We start from the raw sequence: 23,768 nt of genomic DNA, 5'->3' as shown, positions 1-23,768 counted from the left end.
CTTCCCCTCCCCGATCGTGCCCTGCGCCCGGGCCGCGATCGACGGTATCCAGGCCGGCCGCCTCTACAGCGAACTCGGCTGTCCTGAGCCGGATCCTGGCCTCGTTCATGCTGTTTCGTGGTCGAGGGAGTCCAGGACCGTGAGTTCGTCCTGGGAAAGGCGCAGGACGCCGGCGGCCACGTTCTGGGCGAGGTGGTCGGGGTCGCCGGTGCCGGGGATGGCCAGGACGTGGGGGCCCTGGTGCAGCGTCCAGGCCAGCCGGATCTGGGCTGTGCTCACCCCGTGGGCGCGGGCGATGGTGTGCACCTGACTCTTGTCGTCGCTGGTCGCGCCGCCGTCGCGTCCGGTGCCGGCGATCGAGTAGAACGGCACGAACGCGATGCGTTGTTCACCGCAGGTGTGCAGGAATTCCTTCTGCTCGGGCGATGCGCCGATGCCGAACATGTTCTGGACGCAGACCACCGGCGCGATGGCCTGGGCCTCGGCGAGGTGGTGGGGGCGGACGTTGGACAGGCCCAGGTGACGGATGAGTCCGGCCTCGCGCAGTTCGGCGAGTGCGCCGAATCGTTCGGCGATCGAATCGGTGCCGACGATGCGCAGGTTCACCACGTCGAGGTGGTCGCGGCCGAGCTGGCGGAGGTTCTCCTCGACCTGGCCGCGCAGTTGCTCCGGGGTGGCGTGCGGCAGCCACTGGCCCGAGGGGTCGCGGCCTGGTCCGACCTTGGTGGTGATGACGAGGTCGTCCGGGTAGGGGGCCAGTGCCCGGTTGATCAGCTCGTTCGCGGAGCGCAGCGGCGAGAAGTAGAACGCCGCGGTGTCGATGTGGTTCACGCCGAGCTCGACCGCGCGGCGCAGCACGCCCATTGCCTGGCCGCGGTCGCGCGGGACGGCATCTGCCGCGAACGCCACGCCGTGCTGGGGCAGGCGCATCGTGCCGAACCCGACCCGGTTGACCGTCAGGTCGCCGAGATCGAAGGTGCCCGACGCCGCTGCGGTGATCGTCTGTGAGGTCATGGCGGGATGATCTCCGCACGGTAGGCTGGCCCGCCAATGATTCAGAAATCCCTGAATCCATTGAGGAGTGGTCGTCCTGGCGGAGTTGGCGTTCTCGGCGAGCGATCTGGCACAGGTGCGGTTCGCCGTCTCACCGATGTGGGAGGTCGCGCCCAGCTTCCGGCTGCTGAGGTCTGCCGCCGCGCACCCGGTCCACCGGCCCTGGGCCGACCAGGTGCGGCCGCGCATGGTGGCCGCCGGGCTGGACCGAGGCTGGCTCTCCGAGCTGATCCCGCCCACCGGCTACGTCCCCGACTTCCTCAACCCGGCCCCCGCCGGACCGGCCCCCACACCGGCGGCAGAGCGCGATGCGATCCTCGACTCCCCCGCCGACCGGGTACGCCGGGACCTCGCCCACCTGGCCCGCCACCAGCGGAGGCTCGGCCCCCGACTGCGGACACTCCACGCCGACCCGCGGACCCGCCTGGCCAAGGTCACGGAGGAACTGGAAACGTACTGGGAGCTGGCGCTGGCCCCCTACTGGGCACGGATCCGGGCAGTTCTGGACGCAGACATCTTCTACCGGGCCCGCATGGTCGCCGAGCACGGCGCGGGCCGCCTCTTCGACGACCTGCACGCTTCGGTGAGCTGGGACGACAACGCACTACGGATAGCCGGCAGAAAACAGCCGCTGACCCGCAGGACGGCAGGTACAGGACTGCTGCTGATCCCCTCGGTCTTCACCGGACCGGGACTGCGCACCCGGACCACGCTGCCGGATCCACCACAACTTGCCTATCCGGCGCGCGGTGTCGGCTCACTGTGGAACGCGCGGCCCCTCCCCCGGACCGACACCCTCGCCGTCGTACTCGGCCGCTCGCGGACCCTGCTGCTGACCGAACTGGAGACCCCGGCCTCCACCACACAATTGGCCCACCGCACCGGGCTCTCCCCGGCCGGGGTATCCCAATACCTCACCGCACTGCGCAACGCGGGCTTGGTCAGCGCCCACCGCGCCGGCCGCTCCGTCCTCTACGCCCGCACCGCCGCGGCCGAAACCCTCCTCAATGCCGCCTCCACTTGAGACTCGGCTCACCCCGAAGGATTTCCGGAGCCGACCGCCGAGCCGGCGGTAGCCATAGGAGGAACGCCGCATCATCGTCGAGTTCGGGGCAGGTGGGCCGCTCGCGGTGCCGTGAACGTCCTGCCCGTCCTACTGCCGTGAACCTGACGGCTTCTGCATCGGGGCACGCCACTTGTCCGGCCCCGCCTGGGGATCGAGGGGGGACGGTGCGTCGGCGCCGGCGTTCTCGCCGGCCCTCGGGCCGTTCCCTTCGCCCGCCGGGGCGGCCGGGCGGTTCGGCGACAGGCGCGCGCAGTACGCCTCGACCTGGTCGGGTCCGCCGGCGACGGCGGCCAACCGCTCGCTCACGGCACGTTCGTCGGCGCCGCCCTCGGCCCCTCGCCCGTCGGCCTTGCCGCCGTTCGCGTTGCTGCCGTTCGCGTTGCCGCCGCCCGGCTTTCCATGGTTCCGGCCTGCCGCCGCTGCCGCCTCATAGGCGCGGCAATGGGCGGTCAGGTCCTTGGCGGTAGGCGGGTGTTCGTGAGCTCCCGGGACGGTGGCGGCCGGGACGGCGGGCACCGTGGCGGGCGGAGTCGCACCGGTGCTCCGCTCCTCCGCGCCGGACGGAAGGACGCGGGGAGCCGGGCGCGGCTTGTCGGCGGGCGGCTCCGCGAACGGGGCCGGGATCGCGCCGGCCGCCATCGCGACGCCGCCGAGCATGACACCGGCGACGAGTGCGCCGGCACCGGCCCGGATCCAGGGGACACGGGTCCGCGTCTCCGCCGGCCGCCAGTCGTCCTCGGGGCGGGTGGGCAGCTCGAGCGCCCCTTCGTCACGGGCGGCGCGGAACGCCGCCAGGGCGTTCTCCTCGGCATGGGGAGCGACGGGTGCCGGGCGCGCGGCGGCGGCGAGCAGCTCGTCGAGCGTCGGCTGCCTCGACTCCGCGGACAACTGCGGCTGCGGCTGCGGCTGCGGCTGCGGCTGCGGCTGCGGCTGCGGCTGCGGCTGCGGCTGCGGCGAAGCTTGCGGCGGCGCGGCGGGGCCCACGGCATCTCCGGATCGGTTTTCGGTCATCTCGCATCTCCCAGCGAAGGGGAGTCCGAATCTGTCACACCGCCGCGCGGCGGCGACGCCAGGTATCTCTCCAGCCGTCTGAGTCCCCGGTGGGTGGCGGAGCGCACGGCTCCCGGGCGTTTGCCCAGTACGCGTGCGGCGGCCGGCCCGTCGAGTCCGATGACGGTCTGCAGGAGCACCGCCTCCGCCTGCTGCCGCGGCAGTTGGGCGATGAGGGCAAGGGCCTCCTGGGTGGAGACGGTCTCGAAGGCCTCTGCCGCCGTGTCCTGCGGGGCGGGCAGTCCGGTGAGCTCGCTCTCGAGGACCGTCCCGCGCGGGCGGCTCCGGATCCGGCGCAGGTGGTCCATGGCGCGGTGGCGGGCGATGGTCGCCGTCCACGCTCGGAAGCCGGCTCCGTCGCCGCGGAAGCGCCCGAGGTCACGGGCTATTTCAAGCCACGCGTCGGACGCGACGTCCTCGGCGTCGTCGCCCACGAGGCCGCGCAGATAACCGAGCAGCGGAGGGTGGACGAGTCGATAGGCCGCCGAGAAGGCGGCCTCGTCACCTCGTTGTGCCCGCACCACCGCATCGCCGAGCTCCTTGTCGTGCGTCTCCGCACGCCGGCTGCCCCGCCCCTTGCCCACTCGGCCCTCTTCGTTCCCGCCGGCACGGCGCACCCGTGCCCATGTCCCCCGTAGTGGTCAGCGCCGTCGCCCGCGCAAACGTCACAGCTCACCGGCCTCGCGGGCGGGCGCGGGCGGCGGCGCGGGGAATCACAGGCCCACCACGGTGACCTCGGTGGCCTTGACGCCCGTCCAGACCGACTCCCCTTCCGCCAGGCCCAGTTCGGCCGCCGCCTGCGGAGTGATCTCGGCGACCAGGTCCGGCGCGTGCGGCGAGGTGACGAGGACGCGCAGCCGGCTCCCCACGGTGGTGATCTCGCGCACGGTGCCGGGCCAGACGTTGCGGGGGCTGCCGCCAGGGCGTTCGCGGTGCACGGACACCGCCTCCGGGGCGATGATCGCGAGGACGTCCGTGCCCGGTGTCAGCGGATCGGCCACCACGAGCCGTCCGCCGCCGCCGAGTTCGATGCCGCCGGCCACCGCTGTGCCGGGCCAGGCGTTGCGGCCGAGCATCCGCGCGACCCACGGCGAACGGGGATGGCGGGTGACCTCCGCGGGCGGCGCGTCCTGGACGGCGCGGCCGTCGTCGAGGACGAGTACGCGGTCGGCCAGCGACACGGCTTCCACCGGGTCGTGGGTGACGATCAGGCAGACACCGCCGAAGCTGTCGAGATGACCGCGGAGGGTGTGGCGTACCTGTGCCCGGGTCGTCTGGTCGAGGGCGGCGAGCGGTTCGTCCAGCAGCAGCAGCCGAGGCCGGGCGGCCAAGGCGCGGGCGAGGGCGACGCGCTGGGCCTGGCCGCCGGAGAGCTGGCCGGGTCTGCGGGCGGCGAGATGGCCGACTCCGAGCCGTTCGAGCCACTCCTGTGCGCTGCGGCGGGCCTCCGTACGGGAGACGCCCCGCGAGCGCAGCCCGTACGCGGTGTTGCCGAGGGCGCTCAGGTGCGGGAACAGCGCGCCGTCCTGGGGCACCCAGGCCACACCGCGGCGGTGGGGCGGCAGGGCGGACACGTCGGTGTCGCCGAGCCGGAGGGCGGCGTGGGCGCGCGGGGTCAGTCCGAGGAGGGCGCGCAACAGGGTCGTCTTGCCCGCGCCGTTGGGGCCGACGACGGCGATGGTGGTGCCGGGTGCGGCGTCGAGGGTGAGTTCGTCGAAGCCGGTGACCTCCGCGTGCAGGGGCCAGCGTCCGTCCGCCGCCGGCGACCCGGCCGGCGAGGCCGCCGGGGCTCCCGGGGCTTCCGGGGACAGGGGGCCGGGTTCGTCCGGTTCGGCGACGGCGGCGGGCGCGCGGCGGGCCGCGGCGGGAGCCCCGCCCGTCCATCGGCCGCGCAGAGCGATCAGCACGGCCATGGCGATGACGAGCAGCAGGAGTGAGAGCGACGTCGCCGCGTCCGGTTCTTCCTGGAGCAGGAGATACACCTGCAAGGGAAGCGTCTGCGTGGTGCCCGGCAGATTGCCGGCGAAGGTGATCGTCGCGCCGAACTCGCCGAGCGCACGGGCCCAGGTCAGTGCCGCTCCGGCGATCAGCCCGGGGGCGACCATCGGCAGGGTGACGGTGAGGAAGACCCGGAGCGGCGAGGCGCCGAGCGAGGCGGCCGTCTCCTCGTAGCCCGGGCGCAGACCGCCCAGGGCGCCCTCGAGGCTGATGACGAGGAACGGCATGGCCACGAAGGTGGCGGCGACGACGGCTCCGGAGGTGTGGAACGGCAGCGTGATGCCGAAGGTGTCCTCCAGCCACGGCCCCAGCAGTCCGCGCCGGCCGAAGGCGAGCAGCAGAGCCACTCCCCCGACGGTGGGCGGCAGCACCATGGGCAGGAGGACGAGCGAGCGGACGAGCGTCTTGCCCGGGAAGTCGGTCCGTGCCAGCACCCAGGCGAGCGGCACGCCGAGCAGCAGGGACAGTCCGAGCGCCCAGAAGGAGACGACGAGCGACAGCCGCAGCGCCTCGGTGACGCCGGGGCTGGTCAGATGGCCGCCGATGTCGCCCCACGCGGTCCGGCCGAGGATGCCGGCCAGGGGCAGCAGCAGGAACGCGACGGCGAGCAGCGCGGGGACCGCCAGGACCACGGGCGTACGCGCTCCGATGCCCCTGCCGGGCCGGTCCCGCCTGCCGGTCGGGCGGGACCACGGGGGCGTGTCGCGTAGGCGCTTCATGGTGCGTCCTGGTGATCGAGCGGAGAGGGACGGCCGGCGGGGAGAGCGGTTACGGCTGCTGGAAGCCCGCGTCCCGGAGGATCTTCTGGGCCTCGGGGCCGGTCAGCCAGGTCACGAACGCCTCTGCCGCGTCGGGGTTCCGCGACGACTTCAGCGTCGCCGCCGGGTAGGAGGCGACGGCGTTGTGGCCGTCGGGGATGTCGACGGCGTCGACCCTGTCGGCGGCGACGGCGGCGTCCGTGCGGTAGACCATGCCCGCGTCGGCCTCGCCCATCTCCACCTTGCTGAGCACGGCCCGGACGTTCGGCTCCTCGGACACCGGACGCACGTCGACGTCGCGGCCCTGGAGGATCTGCCTGCTGTAGCGGCCGACGGGAACCTCGGGCGCGGCGAGCACGACCTTGAGCTTGGTCGCGGCGAGGTCCTCGAGTGAACCGATCTTGTGCGGATTGCCCTTCCCGGTGGCGATGACCAGCCTGTTCTTCGCGATGACGACCGGTGAGCCGGTGTCGGCGGCGAGGCCGTCCATGGTCCTGCTGTCGGCGGTGACCAGGGCGTCGGCGGGAGCCCCCTGCCTGACCTGCGCGGCGAGCTCCTGCGAGCCGGCGAAGGAGAAGGTGATCTCCGTGCCGGGGTGCGACGTCTCGTAGGCGTCGCCCGCGGTCTTGAAGACGTCGGTGAGCGAGGCCGCGGCGAGCACGGTGAGGCGGGCGGCGGACGGTTCGCCCGAGGCGCCCTTCCCGTCGGCGTCGCCGGTGCCGCAGGCGGCGAGCGGGGCGAGCAGGGCGGCCGTCAGGATCGCGGCCGCGGCGCGGCGTCGCCCGGGAGCGGGAGAGCGGCGGCGTCCGCCGGGGGTGGGGAACACGGGACGGGACTCCTCTGTGCTGCGGTGCGCCGCATCGCGCGGACGGCTCGGCCGGGCGCCCGGTTCAGGCGCGGTCGATGTGCACGTTCGTGGACTTCACCCGGGCGGTGGCCTGCATGCCGACCTCCAGTCCGAGTTCCTCGACGGCTTCGCGGGTGAGCAGGGACACGAGCCGGTGCGGCCCGGCCTGGATCTCCACCTGTGCGGCGACGTCGCCGAGCTTGACGGCGGTCACGATGCCGGGGAAGGCGTTGCGCGCCGAGGTGTACGAGGTCTCCTCGTCGCCGACGCCGCCCTGGGCGACCTCGACGGAGAACGCGGCCAGGTCCCGGCCGTCGATGAGGCGCCGACCGCTGTCGTCACGATGGGTCGCGACCCGTCCGGCGTCGGCCCAGCGTCGCGCCGTGTCGGCGCTGACGCCGAGCAGCCGCGCCGCCTGACCGATGGTGTAGGACTGCATATGCGCCACGATAGGCGCCTGGAGCTCGCAGGTACAGCCTGTTCGGCCGAAGCTCCATGGCAGATGCGCCCCGCTTGGGTGATGCCACGGACGGGCCTTTCCCCGTGGGCCGGCCCGCCGGACGTCTACGGCCCGCCGGACGTCTACGCCACCGACCCGATCCGACCGGTGGGCGTGTCGGGGCCGTCGTGGTGGATGGGGGTGTGCGCGCCGGTCAGGGAGACACCGGTGCCGCCGCGGCGGTTCGCCACGATCTCCGCGCCGATGGACAGCGCGGTCTCCTCCGGCGTACGGGCGCCGAGATCGAGGCCGATCGGTGAACGCAGCCGGGCGAGTTCGAGGTCGGAGACGCCGACGTCGCGCAGCCGCCTGTTGCGGTCCTCGTGGGTGCGGCGGGAGCCCATCGCGCCCACGTAGGCGACCGGCAGCCGCAGGGCCAGCTCGAGGAGCGGTACGTCGAACTTGGCGTCGTGGGTCAGTACGCACAGCACCGTACGGCCGTCGACCTCGGTCGACTCCAGGTAGCGGTGCGGCCACTCGACGACGACCTCGTCCGCCTCCTTGAAGCGGCCCGCCGTCGCGAAGACGGGCCGCGCGTCGCAGACGGTGACGTGGTAGCCGAGGAACTTGCCGACGCGCACCAGGGCGGCGGCGAAGTCGATGGCACCGAAGACGATCATCCTCGGCGCGGGGACGCTCGATTCGACGAGGAGCGTCAGCGGCCGGCCGCAGCGGGATCCGTCCTCGCCGATGACGACGGTGCCGGTGCGTCCGGCGTCCAGCATCGCGCCGGCCTCGCGGGCCGCCGTGCGGTCCAGTTCGCGATGGCCGCCGAAGGTGCCCTCGTACGTGCCGTCGGTCCGTACGAGCAGGGCGCGGCCCGCGAGGTCGGCGGGCCCGTCCGTGATCCGCGCGACCGCCGCCGCCTCCCCACGAGCGGCGGTGGCCAGCGCGGCCGCGAACACCGCCCGGGCGGGCGCGTCCGCGTGGACCGGAGTGACGAGGATGTCGATGACGCCCCCGCAGGTCAGGCCGACCGCGAAGGCGTCCTCGTCGCTGTAGCCGAACCGCTCGAGGACGCTTTCGCCGTCCTCGAGGGCCTGCCGGCACAGCTCGTACACGGCGCCCTCCACGCACCCTCCGGAGACCGAGCCGATCGCCGTGCCCTCGCTGTCGACGGCGAGGGCGGCGCCCGGCTGCCTGGGCGCGCTGCCGCCGACGGCCACGACGGTGGCGACAGCGAAACTGCGGCCCTGCTCGACCCACCGGTGCAGCTCTTCGGCGATGTCCAGCATGTCGGTCTCCTTCGGGTGTTCTCGGTGGCGGGCGGTTACTTGACTCCGAGCCAGCCCTCGATGGGGTGCAGCGCGAAGTAGGCGAGGAAGACGACGGCCAGGACCCACATCAGCCAGCCCACCTCGCGTGCCCGGCCCTGGACGGCCTTGATCAGCACATGGGCGATGACTCCGGCCGCGATGCCCGCGGTGATGGAGTACGTGAACGGCATCAGCACCGTGGTCAGGAAGACCGGTATCGAGGTCGCGGAGTCGTTCCAGTCGATGTGCTTGGCGTTGGTCATCATCATCGAGCCGATGACGACGAGCGCGGCGGCCGCGACCTGGGTGGGGATGACCTGGGCGAGCGGCGTGAAGAACAGGCACAGCGTGAACGCGAGACCGGTGACGACACTGGCGAGACCGGTGCGCGCGCCGTCGCCGACGCCGGCGGTCGACTCGACGAAGACGGTCTGGCCGGAGGCGCCCGCGACACCGCCGATCGCGCCGCCCGCGCCGTCGATGGCCAGGGCGCGGTTGAGGCCCGGCATCTTGCCCTTGTCGTCGGCGAGACCGGCCTGCTGGCCGATGCCGATGATGGTTCCCATGGCGTCGAAGAAGCCCGCCAGTACCAGGGTGAAGACGATGACGCCGACGGTGATGCCGCCGACGCTGCCCATCCCGTCGAAGGAGACGGCGCCGAACAGCCCGAAGTCGGGGCTGGAGACGATGGAACCGGTGATCTCGGGTGCGTTGAGGCCGCCCCAGTCGGCCTTGTCGAGGCCGGCGAACTGGTGGACGGCGGCGGCGAACAGCGTGCCGCCGATGATGCCGATGAGGATGGCGCCGGGGACCTTGCGGACCTGGAGCATGAAGATCAGCAGGACGGTGACGGCGAAGCAGAGAACCGGCCAGCCGGTCAGCATGTCGCTGGTGCCGAGCTGGATCGGCTTGGCGCCGGCGATGCCTCCGTCGCCGGGCATGGAGGTCACGAACCCGGCCTGGACCAGGCCGATGAGACAGACGAACAGGCCGATCCCCATGGTGATGGCGTGCTTCAGCGCCAGTGGGATCGCGTTCATGATCAGTTCACGGAGACCGGTGACGACGAGCAGGACGATCACGGCGCCGTAGATGACGCACATGCCCATCGCGTTTTCCCAGGTCATCTCGGGCGCGACCTGGAAGGCCATGACGGCGGAGACGCTGAGTCCCGCGGCCAGGGCGAGCGGCACATTGCCGACGAGGCCCATCACGATGGTGGTCGCCGCGGCGGCGAAGGCCGTCGCCGTGGTCAGCTGATCACCGTCGAGCCTGTTGCCGGCCGCGTCGGGCACCGACAGGATCACCGGGTTGAGCAGGATGATGTACGCCATCGCCATGAAGGTGGTGATGCCGCCACGCACCTCCCGGCCGACGGTCGAGCCTCTCTTGGTGATGTGGAAATACCGGTCGAGCCAGGACCGTCCGGCGGGCTGGCGCGATCCCGCGCCGGCGTCCTCCGCCGTGGTCCGGGGCTCGGTGGACTGCTGGGTCATGGTGCCTACTCCCAAGGTTCACAGGGGCACCCGCCGTGGAGACTGGTGATGGCGGGATTTGGGATGGTGCTTGGCTGCACGACCCGGGGGACGGCCCGAGACGAACTCGCTCTTCGGGTTACTGCGGTGCTGCTGCGGCCGCGAGCGGTGCGGCACTTGTTCTCCCCGGGCGGCGCGGGCCTGCGGGGAACCGGCTGGTTCCTTGGAGGCATGGCACGCACCGCCCGGAGAAGTGCGGAGAGGATCAGGTGCCGGTGAGGTGCTCGGGGCGCACCGGCGTCCTGTCCAGTTCCAGTCCCGTCGCGTTCCGGATCGCCGCGAGGACGGCCGGGGTGGACGACAGGGTGGGGGCCTCGCCGATGCCGCGCAGCCCGTAGGGGGCGTTGTCGTCGGCGAGTTCGAGCACGTCGACCGGGATGGTCGGCGTGTCGAGGATGGTGGGGATCAGGTAGTCCGTGAAGGACGGGTTCCTGACTTTCGCGGTCTTCGGGTCGACGATGATCTCCTCCATGACCGCGACGCCCAGGCCCTGGGTGGTGCCACCCTGGATCTGGCCGATGACGGACAGCGGGTTGAGTGCCTTGCCGACGTCCTGGGCGCAGGCCAGCTCGATCACCTTCACGAGACCGAGCTCGGTGTCCACCTCGACGACCGCGCGGTGCGCGGCGAAGGAGTACTGGACGTGGCCGTTGCCCTGCCCGGTGCGCAGGTCGAACGCCTCGGTGGGGCGGTGGCGCCACTCGGCCTCGATCTCGACGGCCTCGTCCTCCAGCAGGTCCACCAGGTCGGCCAGTACCTCGCCGCCGTCGGTGACGACCTTGCCGCCCTCGAGCAGCAGCTCGGCGGTGGCCCAGGCCGGGTGGTAGCTGCCGAACTTGCGGCGGCCGATCTCCAGGACCTTCTCGCGGACCAGCTCGCACGAGTTCTTCACGGCGCCGCCGGTGACATAGGTCTGGCGGGAGGCGGACGTGGAGCCCGCTGAGCCGACCTGCGTGTCGGCGGGGCTGATCGTGACCTGCGAGACGCCGAGCTCGGTGCGGGCGATCTGGGCGTGCACGGTGACACCGCCCTGGCCGACCTCCGCCATCGCGGTGTGCACGGTGGCCACGGGCTCGCCCGCGATGACCTCCATGCGCACCTTGGCGGTGGAGTAGTCGTCGAAGCCCTCGGAGAAGCCGACGTTCTTGATGCCGACCGCGTAACCGACGCCCCGTACGACGCCCTCGCCGTGCGTGGTGTTGGACAGGCCGCCGGGCAGCGCGCGGACGTCCGCGCCCTCGGTGGACTCCCACTGGCGCTCGGGCGGCAGCGGGCGGGCCTTGACGCGGCGCAGCAGTTCGGCGACCGGGGCGGGCGAGTCGACCGGCTGGCCGGTCGGCAGCAGCGTGCCCTGCTCCATGGCGTTGAGCTGCCGGAACTCGACGGGGTCCATGGCGAGGGCCTTCGCCAGCTTGTCCATCTGCGCCTCGTAGGCGAAGCACGCCTGGACCGCGCCGAAGCCGCGCATGGCGCCGCACGGCGGGTTGTTGGTGTAGAGCGCGATCGCCTCGATGTCGACGTCGTCGATGACGTACGGGCCGACGGAGAGCGAGGAGGCGTTGCCGACGACGGCCGGCGAGGCGGAGGCGTAGGCGCCGCCGTCCAGCACGATCCGGCACTTCATGTGCGTGATCCTGCCGTCGCGGGTGGCGCCGTGCTCGTACCAGAGCTTCGCCGGGTGGCGGTGGACGTGCCCGAAGAAGGACTCGAAGCGGTTGTAGACGATCTTGACGGGCTTGCCGGTGCGCAGCGCCAGCAGGCAGGCGTGGATCTGCATCGACAGGTCCTCGCGGCCGCCGAACGCGCCGCCGACGCCGGAGAGCGTCATCCGGATCTTGTCCTCGGGCAGGCCGAGTACCGGGGCGATCTGCCGCAGGTCGGAGTGCAGCCACTGGGTCGCGACGTACAGGTCCACGCCGCCGTCCTCGGCCGGCACGGCGAGACCGGACTCGGGTCCGAGGAACGCCTGGTCCTGCATGCCGAAGGTGTACTCGCCGGAGACGATGACGTCGGCCCGCTTGGCGGCCTCGTCGGCGTCGCCGCGCACGATCGGCTGGCGGTGCACGATGTTCGGGTGCGGCACATGGCCGGCGTGGTGGTCGTCGCGGCCGGGGTGCAGCAGCGGCGCGTCCGGCGCGGTCGCGGAGGCCTCGTCGGTGACGAGGGGCAGCTCCTTGTACTCGATCTTGATCTTGGCGGCGGCGCGGCGCGCGGTCTCCGGGTGGTCGGCGGCGACCAGCGCCACGGGCTCGCCGTGGTGACGCACGACGCCGTGGGCGAGGACCGGGGTGTCCTGGATCTCCAGACCGTAGTTCTTCACCTCGGTCGGCAGGTCGTCGTAGGTGAGGACGGCGTAGACGCCGGCCTGGGCGAGCGCCTCCGAGGTGTCGATGGAGACGATCTCGGCGTGCGCGACCGTGGAGCGCAGGATCTGGCCCCAGAGCATGTCCTCGTGCCACATGTCGGAGGAGTACGCGAACTCTCCCGTGACCTTGAGCGTGCCGTCGGGCCGGAGCGTGGACTCGCCGATGCCGCCCTGGGTCTTCTGGGTGAGCTTCGTGGGGGTGCCGGTGGTGGCCATCGTCAGACCGTCGCTTCCTGGTTTCCCTGACGGGCGGCCGCGAGGCGCACAGCGTCGAGGATCTTCTCGTAGCCGGTGCAGCGGCAGAGGTTGCCGGACAGCGCTTCGCGGATGTCCTCGTCCGAGGGGGACGGGGTCCGCTCCAGCATCTCGTCGGCGGCGACCAGCAGGCCCGGGGTGCAGAAGCCGCACTGCACGGCGCCCGCGTCGATGAAGGCCTGCTGGATCGGGGAGAGCTCGGTTCCCTCGCCGGTCTGCGAGTCGCTTCCCTGCGCGGACCACTGCTGGGCGTCCTGGAGGCTGGTGCCGCAGGCGCCCGTCCCGCATGCGCTCTGCTCCCGCTGCTTGGCGTAGTCGGCCAGCCCCTCGACGGTGACCACCTCGCGGCCCTCGACCTGGCCGGCGGCGACCAGGCAGGAGCAGACCGGAACGCCGTCGAGTCTGACCGTGCAGGAGCCGCATTCACCCTGCTCACAGGCGTTCTTCGAACCGGGCAGACCCAGGCGCTCACGCAGCACGTAGAGCAGGCTCTCGCCCTCCCAGACGTCGTCCGCTTCCTGCCGGCGTCCGTTGACGGTGAAATTGACGCGCATCGTTATGCAGCTCCTTCCAGCGTGCGGGCGGTGCCGCGGTACTGCTCCCAGGTCCAGCCGAGCGTGCGGCGGGCCATGATGCCGACCGCGTGGCGGCGGTACTTCGCCGTGCCGCGCACGTCGTCGATCGGGTTGCAGCCGCCGGAGGCGAGCTCCGCGAACTGCTTGGCGATCGACGGGGTGATGATCTTCCCGCTCTCCCAGAATCCGCCTTCTTCCAGCGCGGCGTTCAGGAACTCCTCCGCGGCCTTCGCCCGCACCGGGGTGGGGGCGGCGGACCCGATACCGGTACGCACCGTGCGGGTCTCGGGGTGCAGGGCGAGACCGAACGCACACACGGCGATGACCATGGCGTTGCGGGTACCCACCTTGGAGAACTGCTGCGGCCCGTCGGCCTTCTTGATGTGGACGGCGCGGATCAGCTCGTCGGGGGCGAGCGCGTTGCGCTTGACGCCGGTGTAGAACTCGTCGATCGGGATCATGCGGGAGCCGCGTACGGACTCCGCCTCGACCTCGGCCCCGGCGGCGAGCAGCGCCGGGTGGGCGTCGCCGGCCGGGGACGCGGTGCCGAGGTTGCCGCCGACACCGCCGCGGTTGCGGATCTGCGGCGAGGCGACCGTGTGGGACGCCAGCGCGAGCCCGGGCAGCTCGGCGCGCAGGTTCTCCATGATCGCGGTGTACGGGACGGAGGCGCCCAGCCGGACACTTTCGCCGCCGACCTCCCACTCGGTGAGCTCACCGACGCGGTTCAGGTCGAGGAGGTACTCCGGCCTGCGGTGGTCGAAGTTGATCTCGACCATCACATCGGTGCCACCCGCGATGGGGACAGCCGTGGGGTGCTCTGCCTTGGCGGCGAGCGCCTCCTCCCAGCTGGCGGGGCGAAGGAAGTCCATGGGTGGCTCTCTTCTTCTCGATCGGAGGTCGTTCGGCGCAGTGGCCCGGGACGACCGGCCCTCGACGTGTCATATGCCGTCGTTCATCTGCTGTTCACGCTGTGTGGTCCAGTACACAAGGCCGGATCCGGGCGGTGCAGTCACCGAAACCATGAAGGAGTTGGCTGGCCGCGTCCCTCGTCTTGTAGATTCGAACGAAAGGCGGAGATCAGCAACCTCACCGTTCCCCCATGGAAACGCCGGCGGCAGATCTTTGGCCATGACCGGCAACAACGAGACAGATCGGCGGCGACGAGATGCGGCTGCGCGCACTGCTGGAGAACGACGCGCTGGGGCTGCGGCTGCTCGGCGGCGAGGACGAGCTCGACCGCGGCGTACGTGGCGTGATGACCACGGACCTGCGCGACCCGAGCCGGTACCTGTCCGGCGGCGAACTGGTGCTCACCGGCCTCGCCTGGCGGCACGGCGCGGCGGACTCGGAGCCGTTCGTCCGGATCCTCGCCGCCGCACAGGTCGCGGGGCTGGCCGCGGGCGAGGCGGAACTCGGCGACATCCCCGACGATCTGGTCCAGGCGTGTTTGCGCCACCGGCTGCCGCTGTTCGCAGTGAACGAATCCGTCGCGTTCGCGACGATCACCGAATACGTCGTACGGCAGGTCTCCGGTGAACGGGCCGGAGACCTCGCGGCAGTCGTCGACAGACACAGACGGCTGATGACGTCCGGTCCGGCGGGCGGCGGCCCGGACGCCGTACTGGATCTGCTCGGCTCGGACCTGGACCTCCGGGCCTGGGTCCTGTCCCCGACCGGGCGGCAGATCGCCGGCGTCGGCGAAGGGCTGCCGGCGGAGGTCGGCGCGACGCTCGCCGGCGAACACCTCGCCGCCGTACGCACCGGCCGGCGCGCGCCGCACCGGACCGTCGTACGCGGGGTGGCCTACTCCCTCTTCCCGATCCGCAACACCGGAAGGGGAGCCTCGCCGGCCGTCAGGGACGTACGGGAGGGCGTGCTCTCCGACTGGCTGCTGGCCGTGGAGGCGGACGCCGCCGACTGGCCGGAGGCACGGCTCGACCTGCTCCAGGGCGTCACCCAGCTGATCGCCGTGGAACGGGACCGGCGCGAGGCGGCCCGTACGGTACGGCGGCGGCTCGCCCAGGAGGTCCTGGAACTCGTGCAGACCGGCGCGGCCCCCGCGGAGATCGCGGCACGGCTGCGGGTCGCCGCGCCCGTACTGCTGCCGGGCCTCGGCGCGGCGCCGCACTGGCAGGTGATCGTCGCCCGCGTCGACTGGGGCGCCGACGCCACCGTCGAGACCGGGCCGGTGGCCCAGTCGCTCCTCGAGGAGATCCTCGTCGACCCGTCGGCGGCCGGGGCCGAGTCCGCCGACCGGATCGCCGTCGCCCACACCGGCGACGAGGCGATCGCCCTGGTGCCGCTGCCGGTCGTGGGCCTCGGCGGCCTCGACGACGAGGACCCGCCCCCGGTGGACGCCGGCCTGCACGCCGACGCACTCCTCGAGTCCGTACGCGCCCCGCTGACCGCCGGCCTGGCCGACGACGGGCGCCTCACGCTGGGCGTCAGCGCGGCCGTGCACTCGGCGGAGGCCCTGCGCGGCGCCCTCGAGGAGGCCCGCCACGCCCGCCGCGTGGCCGCGGCACGACCCGGCCGGGTGTGCGCCGCGGGCCACCACGAACTCGCCTCGCACGTCCTGCTGCTGCCGTTCGTCCCCGACGACGTCCGCCGCGCCTTCACGGCCCGTCTGCTGGACCCGCTGCGGGACTACGACCGCCGCCACCGCGCGGAACTCATCCCCACGCTGGAGGCGTTCCTCGACAGCGACGGCTCCTGGACCCGCTGCGCGACGCGCCTGCATCTGCATGTGAACACGCTGCGATACCGGGTGGGCCGCATCGAGCAGCTGACGGGGCGTGACCTGTCGCGCCTGGAGGACAAGCTGGACTTCTTCCTGGCGTTGCGGATGAGCTGAGGGGGCGTTCTCGTCCCGTCCATGCCGGGTCCCGGCGGATACTCTCTCTGCCGGGTCCGGCACTTGCGAGAGGTGCAACGATGCACGCCGATACAGGGCTGACGCAGCACAACCTCGAGGCGCGCGGGTTCTGCGGCTTCATCCCGTTCAGCGGGCTGCCGAGCAGTGACGTGCCCGCGGAGGGCGGCGTCTCCGTGGTGCTGCGGTCGTCTCTCGGCCCGCCGCGCTTTCTGACGACGAGTCCTGCGGGACGGCGCAGGCAGCGCGATCCGTCCGTCCCGCCGGAGCAACTGGCTCTCGAATGGGTCGAAGGCGCCCACGTCCTCTACATCGGCAAGGCGGCTGCCGGAGAGAGGGCGGAGCATGGGCTGAGGGGAAGGCTGAGGCAGTACGCCAGGTCGGGCACCGGTTCGGCCGGCCACTGGGGAGGCCGCTACATCTGGCAGCTCGACGACTCCTCGGCCCTGCTCGTCGCCTGGTGCCTCACACCGGACCTTGATCCAGCACATGCTGAGGCCGACTTGATCGACGAGTTCGTCCGCCTGCACGGCAAACCGCCCTTCGCGAATCTGCGCAGGGGAACCCGGACCCGGCGCCTTGCGGCTCCGTAGACCGACGAATGGCGGCGTGACACCGCACCACAGAGGGGCGGCAAACAGCTGGCCCATCTGCAAACATCCGCCGGAACGCCGACGCCTGGGCGAAAGGCAAGCGTGCACGAGCGACCCTCCCGCCCCTCTCGTTCCTTACACGGCGATGGAGCGGCGGGCCGGACCGGGCGAGGCCGGCCGGTCCTCGCTCACAGGGAGCGCAGCAGGGCCAGTGACGCGTCGCGGAGCCGGTCGTCGTCGTGGCGGGGGCTGGCGAAGCTCCATGGGTCGACGGCTGCGAGGCGTCTTTCGGAGTGTGCCCAGTGATGCAACTCGGTCCGCAGTTCGTCGGGGGCGTAGCCGATCTCGATCAGCCTCTCCAGAGCCAGGATCCCCACCGGTTCGGGACCGGCGAGCGCGGTGAAGACGGGGACGGCCACGGGGTACGGGTCGCCGGTGATCCGCCAGTGCGCCTCGGCCGCGTGCGTGCGTGTCCACTCGTACGACGCGTCGAGGAATTTCTTTACGAGCGGTAGCAACGGCGCACCGGCCGGGCCGAGGAGGGCCGCGTCCTCCAGCCGCCAGTGCCCGGCCGAGACGGCCAACTGCTTCTGGAGCAGGGCGACGGCCGGTTCCGCGGATCCTCCCAGGCGGGCTTCGGCGACCGCCGCCGCAACCGCGACCTCTTCGTCGGAGGGGCTGAAGCCGGGGTGGTCGAAGTCGAAGTCGTCGAAGTCGTCGGAGTCGCCCGGGTGCTCGGCGGGGCCGGCGGCCTCATAGAGGAGCACAATCACTTCGGCGTCCCCCACGCCGAGGTCGCCGAGCCTGCGCGCGACAGGGACAAGGGTGCGGCGGGGGCGCAGCAGCTCTTTGAGCTCGGACATCAGGGCGGTGGCCGATTCGGGTGTGAGCGTGGCGAGTACGCCGCTCGGTGGGCGCGACCCGGTCGCGCGCAGGGCGAGTCGCTGGTGTTCGAGCCGGCCGGTACGAGCGGCAAGCGCGTCCAGGGCTTCCGCGGCCGGGTCCGTCACCGCAGCAAGGAGGCGGTCATCGCCCAGGCGCCCCAGGGCGAGTTGGGCGGCGGAGGCGACCCACCGGTCGTCGGAAAGCGCATGTGTGAGCAGGGCGTCGCTGAGCACCGGCTGCAATGGGCGCGTGGTGCCCGGCAGCCAACGGGCCACGGATTCCAGTATCCGGAGCCGGCACCGCGGATCCCGTTGCCGCTTCAGGGCCTCGCCGAGGAGCTCGACGGCCTCGTCCTCCTTGTCGCGCCAGACGGCGGCCAGCCGATCGGCCCGTCGCCACCCGTTCCCGACACGGTTCCCGTCCCCGATCCACCGGTGGGCCACAGCCACACTGCTCGCCGGATCCTCGTCGAGGACTCGCTCGATACGGTGCCAGGTGTCGCCGACACCGGGGAACGGTCCGCTGTCCGCAGGACCGGCCCGGCCGGCCTGCTCGGCCAGGACCCTCACCGTTTCCGGCGGATGCGGCGTCCCGGACCGCTCCAGAAGCTCAAGCGCCGCCACGGTAAGCACTGCGGGGGTCCTGTCCTGCAATGCCGTGTCCAGCCGGTGCCGGACAGCTTCCGCGTCCGGATCGAGGCGCGTCAGCACCGCCAGGGCGTCCGCACGGATCCAGGCGTCCGGATCGGCCCTGTACCGGGCGGCCAGTTCTTCCAGCACCACCCGTACGGCTCGGCCGGTCGCCAGGGGCGAGATCCTCACGACGGCCCGCCGCACATCGGCGTCGTCGTCGGTCAGGAACGGCAAAAGTGCGGGGACGAGGGCCGCGACCCGCCGGCGCCCTTCCTCCTCGTTCTCACCCCGCGGCCTTTCGCCCTCGCCCGCCGTGCCGGCGAGGATCTTCAGCAGACCCGCCCGCAGACGCGAGACATGAGCGGCGGCGTGCGCGAGGAAGGGGACTGCCTCGACCGTGGCCGGGTAGACCGACTCCTGGTGCAGGAGCACGTCCCACAGCGTGGCGAGCGCGTGGTCCGCGCCCTTCTGCTCCCGCCCGTACAGGGCCCGGATCAGCTCCGGGACGTCGTCCGCTCCGCCCCGCGCGTGCCAGTACGACGCCCAGTCGACTGCGCCGAGTTCATCAGGTGCTCTCACGGCCGGAACCGTAACGGACGGGTCCGACACCGGTCGCGATGCGGCCCACCGCCGCTCGGGCAGGAGCCAGGGTCACCCCCGCGCCAGCACCCGCGCGAACGCGCCCCCCTCCGCCACCAGTTCCGCCCACGTCCCCGTCTGCACGACCCGCCCCGCTTCGAGTACCGCCACCCGGTCCGCGCGGCGGATCGTCGACGGGCGGTGGGCCACGATCACGGTCGTGCGAAGGTGCGCGCCGTCCTTCAGCGCCGCCGACACCGCCGCGTCGCCCTCCGTGTCGAGGTTGGCCGTCGTCTCGTCCAGGACCAGTACGCGCGGGCGCGTCAGCAGGGCGCGGGCGAGGGCGATGCGGGCGCGCTGGCCGCCGGACAGGGTCGTGCCGCGTTCGCCGACGCGCGTCTGGTACCCGTCGGACAGGTCCGCGGCGATCCGGTCGACCCCGGCCACGCGTGCCGCCTCCGCGAAGGCCGCCGCGTCCGCGTCGGGTGCGGCGAGGCGGAGGTTCTCCGCCAGCGTCCCGTGGAACAGCGGCGCGTCCTGGCCGACGACGGACACGGCGCCGCGCAGGTCGGTCTCGGCCAGGTCGCGCAGGTCGACGGGTGGGCCGGATTCCGGGACGAGTTCGACCGCGCCCGACGCCGGGTCCCAGAACCGCGCCAGCAGATACGCGCACGTCGACTTGCCGGCGCCGGAGACGCCGACGAGGGCGAGCGTCTCGCCGGGCCGGACCGTCAGGTCGAGGCCGTCGAGCACGGCCCGGTCGCCGTAGTCGAAGCGCACGCCCCGCAGCCGCACGCCGAGCGGCCCTCCGGGCAGCGGCCGGGGTGCAGCCGGCGCGGGTGCGCCCGCCGGGGCCCGTACGGCCGCGCCCACCCGCGCCGCCGCGGCCCGCAGCCCGCCCGCCTGGCCGAGCGCGGCGGCCGAGTCGGCGACCGGCGCGAGCACGCCGAGCGCCAGCGCCATCGCCGCGGGCGCCCAAGCGCCGGCGACGGTGTGCGCGGCGGCCAGGACGACCCCGACGACGGCCACGACGACGAGCAGGTCGCGCACGGCGGCCGCGTCCGCTTCCCAGGCCTGCTCCGACCGCTGGGCCTCGCCGAGGGCGCGGCCGTGGGCACGGAGCCGTTCGCGGCGGGCGTCGAGCGCGCCGAAGGCCAGGAGCTCCCGGAGTCCGTCGACGCTCTCCACGGCCTCCGCCGACAGGTCGGCCGCCGCGGCCCGGGTCCGGGCGCCGCGCACCGCGCGGCCACGGGACTCCAGCGGCGGCGCGAGGGCGAGCAGCGCCGCGACGGGCAGCACGGGCAGCAGCAGCCATGGTTCGAGCACCGCGAGCACCACCGATCCGCCGCCGAACACCACTGCGGAGGCGAGAAGTTGAGCCACCGCGTGGGCGTAGAAGAACTCCAGGGCCTCCACGTCGCCGAGGGCGGCGGAGGCCAGGTCGCCGCTGCGTCGTCCTCGGATGCGCGCGGGCGCGCTGCGGGCGAGCCCGTCGAAGACCCGGACGCGCAGTTCCGCCAGGACGCGGTAGGCGAGATCGTGCGAAAGGTCCATCTCGCGCCAGGTGGCGAGGGCGCGCACGGTGACGAGCACCAGGAGTGTGGTGATCGTCACGGGGCCGGGAGCCTGTCGTTCGACGACGGCCGTGCCGACGGTGTGCGCGGTGAGTGTGACCAGGGCGACGAGGGCCGCCTGGTCGGCGAGGGCCGCGACGAACGTGCGGACGGCCATGGCCCGATGGGCGTCGAGCACCGGCAACAGGGCGCGCAGAGCGCCTCGTTCGATCCTCTGTTCAGCCTCTGGCGGAGCCGTCCGCCCGGCCTCTTGTCCGGTATTCATGCGGCCTTTCCTTCTGTGGTGCGTCCGGCCGCGACGAGGCGCGCGTAGACGCCGTCCCCCGCGAGCAGGGCCGCGTGGTCACCGACGGCGTCGACGCGTCCGCCGTCGAGGACGACGATGCGGTCGGCGTCCTGTACGGAGTCGAGACGGTGGGCGACGACGAGGCAGGTGCGGCCGCGGGCGGCCGACAGCAGTTCGCCGACGATGCGGGCCTCGCGGCGTTCGTCCACGGCACTGGTGGCCTCGTCGAGCACGAGGACGGGCGCGTCGGCGAGCAACGCCCGTGCCAAGGCCAGGCGTTGACGCTGACCGCCGGACAGGGTGGCACCGCGTTCGCCGACCTGTGTCCCGTAGCCGTGGGGCAGCCGGACGATCTCGTCGTGGATGCCGGCCGCCCGGGCGGCGTCGTGCAGGGCGGCGTCACTGGCCCCGGGGGCGCCGAGGCGCAGGTTGTCCGCGACCGTGGCGTGGAAGAGGTACGTCTCCTGGGAGACGACCGCGATGCCGCGGCGCAGCGAGTCGAGCGTGTACGCGCAGGCGTCGAGGCCGTCGACGAGGACCCGGCCCCGGTCCGGGTCCGCACGGCGGAGCAGCAGGCCCAGCAGCGTCGACTTGCCGGCGCCGGAGGGCCCGACGACCGCCGTGACACGGCCGGCGGGAGCGGTGAAGGTCACACCCTCGAGGGCGGGGCGTCCCCCTCCGGGATGCGTGAAGTCCACTTTCTCGAAGCGGACTTCGGGGGCGGCGGACCACGCGGCGACGGTCCGTCCCGTGTCGGGTACGCCGCCCTCCGCCGTGCGCAGAGCGGCGATCCCGTCGGCGGCAGACACCCCGAGGTACCCGGAGTGCCATTCCCTGGACAGGTCCCGCACGGGGCGGAAGCACTCGGCCGCGAGCATCAGCACCAGATACGTGCTCGTGGAGGGGGCGTGTCCCGACACGGCGGCGCCGCACGCGACGAGCGCGGCGGCGACCGTGCCGCCCTGCACGGCGAGGTCGGTGAGTCCGGTGTCGACGAGCGAGACGCGGAGTTTGGCGACCGTGGCGCGGTGCAGTTCGCGTGAACGCTCCTCCAGCCGCGCCCTGGTGCGTCCGACCGCGCCGGCGGCGCGCAGGGCGGGCATGCCCTGCAGCGCCTCGAGATAGTCGGCGGACAGGGCCTCGTACGCGCCCCAGTGCTGTTGCCCGCGGCGCTCCAGCAGCTTGTCCCACCAGCGAGGCGCGAACAGCGCGAGCACGAGGGCGGGGGCCAGCGCGACGACGGCCCACGGCTCCACGACAGCCACGGCGAGCACGAGTAGCGGCGGCACGGAGCAGGTGATGAGCAGTTGGGGCAGGTAGCGGGAGACGTACGCGTCGACTCCCTCGACGCCGTCGACGAGGGTGGCCCGTACGGCTCCGGCACGCGCGTCGGCGTGTCGCGGGGGCCCCTTTCTGCCGAGGCGTACGAGCAGTTCGTCGCGCAGCCCGGTGCGTACGGCCGCTCCGGCGTTCACCGCGACGCGCCGCTGCGCGCGCCCGAGGACGGCGCGGGCGAGGACGGCGGCGAGCACCGCGCCGAGCAGCGGCGGGAGGCCGCCGGTGTCCCCGCGGGCGATGCGGGCCAGGGCGAGGGCGAGCAGGACCGCCTGCGCGAGATGGGTGACCGCGACGGCCGCGAGGAGCGCGGTGGCCGTGAGCAGGGGGCGGCGCGCGGTACGCGCGGCGCGCAGCAGCTCCGGGTGGAGCATCATGACGGTTCGTCTCCTTGGTTCGTACGGCCTGTCGCACGGCCGGTGCTGGGACCTGCTGTCGCACGGCCGGCCGTCGGTTGGGTCGCACGGCCGTCAACGGGGCTACGGCCGAGGGCCAGGCCGTGGACCACCCAGTCCTGCCCGGCCGGGCCGCCGAGCGCGGCCCCGAGGTCCGCGCCCTGCCAGGAGCCGACGGGCCGTGACGGCACGCCGGCGGCGGTGGCCGCTGCCTGGGCGTGGCCGATGCCGTATCCGGCGGCGAGGTGGTCGTGCCGGACCCGGGCGACTGGGGCTCCCGCGGGGCAGCCGTACGCGAGGAGCACGGCCCCGGCCCGCGCGATCCAGCCCTGCCGGGCGCCCCAGTGGGCGAGTGCGGGCAGCACGTCACCGGAGGCGAGTCGGTGGAGGGTGACGGTCCGCCCGCGGGGCGGGACGAGGTCTCCGTGCGCGGTCGCCCCGCCGGGTGCAACCCTGTCCCGGGCCGACGGGGCCGACGGGGCCGACGGGCGGCTCGTCAGCAGGCCGGGTCGTGGCCCGCCCACCGCCAGGCACCAGCGTGGGCCCGCGGGTGACGCGGTCTCCGCGGCGGCGAGGATCCGCGCCAGCACGGCGTCCGACGGCAATCCGTGGAAGCCCGGGGACGCGCTGCGCCGCGTCAGCAGCACGGAGTCGTCGGGTTCCTGGCCGACGACCGCCCTCCAACTGCCCTGGGCGCCCCCGGAGTCGGTGAGCTCGGCGAGAACGCGCAGCGCCGTGCGCAGGCAGCCCGGTGGTTCCTGGGCCCACGGTGGCGACACGGAGCTGTCCCGGCCCGCTGCCCAGCGCGCGAGCGCGCCGTGATCCCCGGGAAGCAACTGGACGGCGGCCAGGGCGACCGGCACGCCCCCGGCCGCTGCGGACAGCAGCCCGCCGTCCTCGTCCAGGCACACCGTGTGCGCGCCCGCCAGGGCGAGCGCGGCCGCCGCGTGGCCCGCGTCGAGCAGCACCAGGGGCCAGGCGCGGTGGCCGTAGTGCGACACCGTGCGGCGAGCGGTCACGCCCAGGACGGCGAAGGCGCCCGCCGGTGCCGGTTCCGGCGCCGGGCCGTGCCGGTGCAGGCGGTGGCGCGCCGGGTCGTAGGCGTAGACGCCCGGCGGAAGCCCGCAGCCGGTCCCGAGCAGCAGATACGTGTCCACGGGGTGCAGCGCGCCGGCCGAGGGCGCGGGCCGCAGTCTGTCGCCCGCGAGCGAGAGCCGCAGGGTGCGGTCCAGGCAGGCCGGGACGGGCAGCGCGTCGCCGCGCAGGGGTACGGCCGCCGGCCCCGCGGGAAGGTCGGGGCCGGGGTCCGCCGGGGAACGGGCCAGGGCCAGCGCTTCGGTCACCAAGGGCGAATGCG

Annotated in this window: 18 protein-coding genes; 3 read left to right on the top strand and 15 right to left on the bottom strand. The window is 73.2% G+C overall.

Annotation, left to right across the window (positions count from 1 at the left end):
- Window positions 1–105: 105 nt before the first annotated feature.
- On the bottom strand, window positions 106–1,014 hold the full coding sequence (locus AB0K36_RS22395; RefSeq protein ID WP_364597131.1) for an aldo/keto reductase: 909 nt from the start codon (window positions 1,012–1,014) through the stop codon (window positions 106–108).
- Between the two features lie 67 nt (window positions 1,015–1,081).
- Here AB0K36_RS22395 and AB0K36_RS22390 point away from each other — a divergent pair, with 67 nt between their 5' ends.
- A complete protein-coding gene (locus AB0K36_RS22390) occupies window positions 1,082–2,077 on the top strand; it encodes an ArsR/SmtB family transcription factor (RefSeq protein WP_364597128.1) in 996 nt (331 codons plus the stop codon).
- A gap of 129 nt (window positions 2,078–2,206) precedes the next feature.
- Here AB0K36_RS22390 and AB0K36_RS22385 read toward each other — a convergent pair whose 3' ends face one another.
- The 10 genes from AB0K36_RS22385 to AB0K36_RS22340 all read right to left on the bottom strand — a co-directional run bounded on the left by AB0K36_RS22385 (window position 2,207) and on the right by AB0K36_RS22340 (window position 14,129).
- Window positions 2,207–3,130 carry a hypothetical protein gene (locus tag AB0K36_RS22385; RefSeq protein ID WP_364597125.1) on the bottom strand — a complete coding sequence of 308 codons (924 nt, stop codon included), beginning with the start codon at window positions 3,128–3,130 and terminating at the stop codon, window positions 2,207–2,209.
- Complete coding sequence (locus AB0K36_RS22380) at window positions 3,127–3,753, bottom strand: RNA polymerase sigma factor (protein ID WP_189474887.1); 627 nt, start codon at window positions 3,751–3,753, stop codon at window positions 3,127–3,129. Before AB0K36_RS22380 ends, AB0K36_RS22385 begins: the two co-directional genes overlap by 4 nt.
- A gap of 129 nt (window positions 3,754–3,882) precedes the next feature.
- Entirely contained in the window at window positions 3,883–5,886 is a 2,004-nt protein-coding gene (locus AB0K36_RS22375; protein ID WP_364597122.1) for an ABC transporter permease, read from the bottom strand.
- 49 nt (window positions 5,887–5,935) lie between these two features.
- Window positions 5,936–6,751: a molybdate ABC transporter substrate-binding protein gene (gene modA, locus AB0K36_RS22370; RefSeq protein WP_364597119.1), complete on the bottom strand. Its 816-nt coding sequence runs from the start codon at window positions 6,749–6,751 to the stop codon at window positions 5,936–5,938.
- 64 nt (window positions 6,752–6,815) lie between these two features.
- Window positions 6,816–7,211, bottom strand: coding sequence for a TOBE domain-containing protein (locus AB0K36_RS22365; RefSeq protein ID WP_053556799.1), 396 nt, complete (start codon window positions 7,209–7,211; stop codon window positions 6,816–6,818).
- Window positions 7,212–7,354: 143 nt separating this feature from the next.
- Window positions 7,355–8,506, bottom strand: coding sequence for an XdhC family protein (locus tag AB0K36_RS22360; protein WP_364597116.1), 1,152 nt, complete (start codon window positions 8,504–8,506; stop codon window positions 7,355–7,357).
- A gap of 35 nt (window positions 8,507–8,541) precedes the next feature.
- Window positions 8,542–10,023 carry an NCS2 family permease gene (locus tag AB0K36_RS22355; RefSeq protein ID WP_364597113.1) on the bottom strand — a complete coding sequence of 494 codons (1,482 nt, stop codon included), beginning with the start codon at window positions 10,021–10,023 and terminating at the stop codon, window positions 8,542–8,544.
- A gap of 244 nt (window positions 10,024–10,267) precedes the next feature.
- Entirely contained in the window at window positions 10,268–12,643 is a 2,376-nt protein-coding gene (locus AB0K36_RS22350; RefSeq protein WP_364597111.1) for a xanthine dehydrogenase family protein molybdopterin-binding subunit, read from the bottom strand.
- A gap of 2 nt (window positions 12,644–12,645) precedes the next feature.
- Window positions 12,646–13,236, bottom strand: coding sequence for a (2Fe-2S)-binding protein (locus tag AB0K36_RS22345; RefSeq protein WP_364597108.1), 591 nt, complete (start codon window positions 13,234–13,236; stop codon window positions 12,646–12,648).
- Between the two features lie 2 nt (window positions 13,237–13,238).
- Window positions 13,239–14,129 (bottom strand): FAD binding domain-containing protein, encoded by an 891-nt coding sequence (locus AB0K36_RS22340; RefSeq protein WP_364597105.1) that lies wholly within the window; start codon window positions 14,127–14,129, stop codon window positions 13,239–13,241.
- A gap of 296 nt (window positions 14,130–14,425) precedes the next feature.
- On the opposite strand from AB0K36_RS22340, the gene AB0K36_RS22335 reads away from it, so the two are divergent.
- Window positions 14,426–16,114, top strand: coding sequence for a PucR family transcriptional regulator (locus AB0K36_RS22335; protein WP_364597102.1), 1,689 nt, complete (start codon window positions 14,426–14,428; stop codon window positions 16,112–16,114).
- Between the two features lie 80 nt (window positions 16,115–16,194).
- On the top strand, window positions 16,195–16,725 hold the full coding sequence (locus tag AB0K36_RS22330) for a hypothetical protein (protein ID WP_364597099.1): 531 nt from the start codon (window positions 16,195–16,197) through the stop codon (window positions 16,723–16,725).
- A gap of 188 nt (window positions 16,726–16,913) precedes the next feature.
- Here AB0K36_RS22330 and AB0K36_RS22325 read toward each other — a convergent pair whose 3' ends face one another.
- From AB0K36_RS22325 to AB0K36_RS22310, 4 genes are all read right to left on the bottom strand, one after another.
- Window positions 16,914–18,821 carry a hypothetical protein gene (locus AB0K36_RS22325; protein ID WP_364597096.1) on the bottom strand — a complete coding sequence of 636 codons (1,908 nt, stop codon included), beginning with the start codon at window positions 18,819–18,821 and terminating at the stop codon, window positions 16,914–16,916.
- A 72-nt stretch (window positions 18,822–18,893) separates the two neighbouring features.
- Window positions 18,894–20,660 (bottom strand): ABC transporter ATP-binding protein, encoded by a 1,767-nt coding sequence (locus tag AB0K36_RS22320; RefSeq protein ID WP_435877910.1) that lies wholly within the window; start codon window positions 20,658–20,660, stop codon window positions 18,894–18,896.
- Complete coding sequence (locus tag AB0K36_RS22315; protein WP_364597093.1) at window positions 20,657–22,393, bottom strand: ABC transporter ATP-binding protein/permease; 1,737 nt, start codon at window positions 22,391–22,393, stop codon at window positions 20,657–20,659. The genes AB0K36_RS22320 and AB0K36_RS22315 overlap by 4 nt, the downstream gene beginning before the upstream one ends.
- Window positions 22,390–23,754, bottom strand: coding sequence for a nitroreductase family protein (locus AB0K36_RS22310; protein WP_364597169.1), 1,365 nt, complete (start codon window positions 23,752–23,754; stop codon window positions 22,390–22,392). The genes AB0K36_RS22315 and AB0K36_RS22310 overlap by 4 nt, the downstream gene beginning before the upstream one ends.
- Between the last annotated feature and the right edge of the window lie 14 nt (window positions 23,755–23,768).

It is taken from the genome of Streptomyces kurssanovii, from assembly GCF_040677245.1.
GTDB lineage: Bacteria > Actinomycetota > Actinomycetes > Streptomycetales > Streptomycetaceae > Streptomyces > Streptomyces kurssanovii.
Note: the sequence above shows the minus strand (reverse complement) of the source record. Positions and strands in the feature narration are given on the sequence as shown.

Coding starts and splice junctions, on each gene's coding strand:
- AB0K36_RS22395 (WP_364597131.1), bottom strand. CDS start 1,014: ATGACCTCACAGACGATCACCGCAGCGGCGTCGGGCACCTTCGATCTC.
- AB0K36_RS22385 (WP_364597125.1), bottom strand. CDS start 3,130: ATGACCGAAAACCGATCCGGAGATGCCGTGGGCCCCGCCGCGCCGCCG.
- AB0K36_RS22375 (WP_364597122.1), bottom strand. CDS start 5,886: ATGAAGCGCCTACGCGACACGCCCCCGTGGTCCCGCCCGACCGGCAGG.
- AB0K36_RS22365 (WP_053556799.1), bottom strand. CDS start 7,211: ATGCAGTCCTACACCATCGGTCAGGCGGCGCGGCTGCTCGGCGTCAGC.
- AB0K36_RS22360 (WP_364597116.1), bottom strand. CDS start 8,506: ATGCTGGACATCGCCGAAGAGCTGCACCGGTGGGTCGAGCAGGGCCGC.
- AB0K36_RS22355 (WP_364597113.1), bottom strand. CDS start 10,023: ATGACCCAGCAGTCCACCGAGCCCCGGACCACGGCGGAGGACGCCGGC.
- AB0K36_RS22350 (WP_364597111.1), bottom strand. CDS start 12,643: ATGGCCACCACCGGCACCCCCACGAAGCTCACCCAGAAGACCCAGGGC.
- AB0K36_RS22345 (WP_364597108.1), bottom strand. CDS start 13,236: ATGCGCGTCAATTTCACCGTCAACGGACGCCGGCAGGAAGCGGACGAC.
- AB0K36_RS22340 (WP_364597105.1), bottom strand. CDS start 14,129: ATGGACTTCCTTCGCCCCGCCAGCTGGGAGGAGGCGCTCGCCGCCAAG.
- AB0K36_RS22335 (WP_364597102.1), top strand. CDS start 14,426: ATGCGGCTGCGCGCACTGCTGGAGAACGACGCGCTGGGGCTGCGGCTG.
- AB0K36_RS22330 (WP_364597099.1), top strand. CDS start 16,195: ATGCACGCCGATACAGGGCTGACGCAGCACAACCTCGAGGCGCGCGGG.
- AB0K36_RS22320 (WP_435877910.1), bottom strand. CDS start 20,660: ATGAATACCGGACAAGAGGCCGGGCGGACGGCTCCGCCAGAGGCTGAA.
- AB0K36_RS22315 (WP_364597093.1), bottom strand. CDS start 22,393: ATGATGCTCCACCCGGAGCTGCTGCGCGCCGCGCGTACCGCGCGCCGC.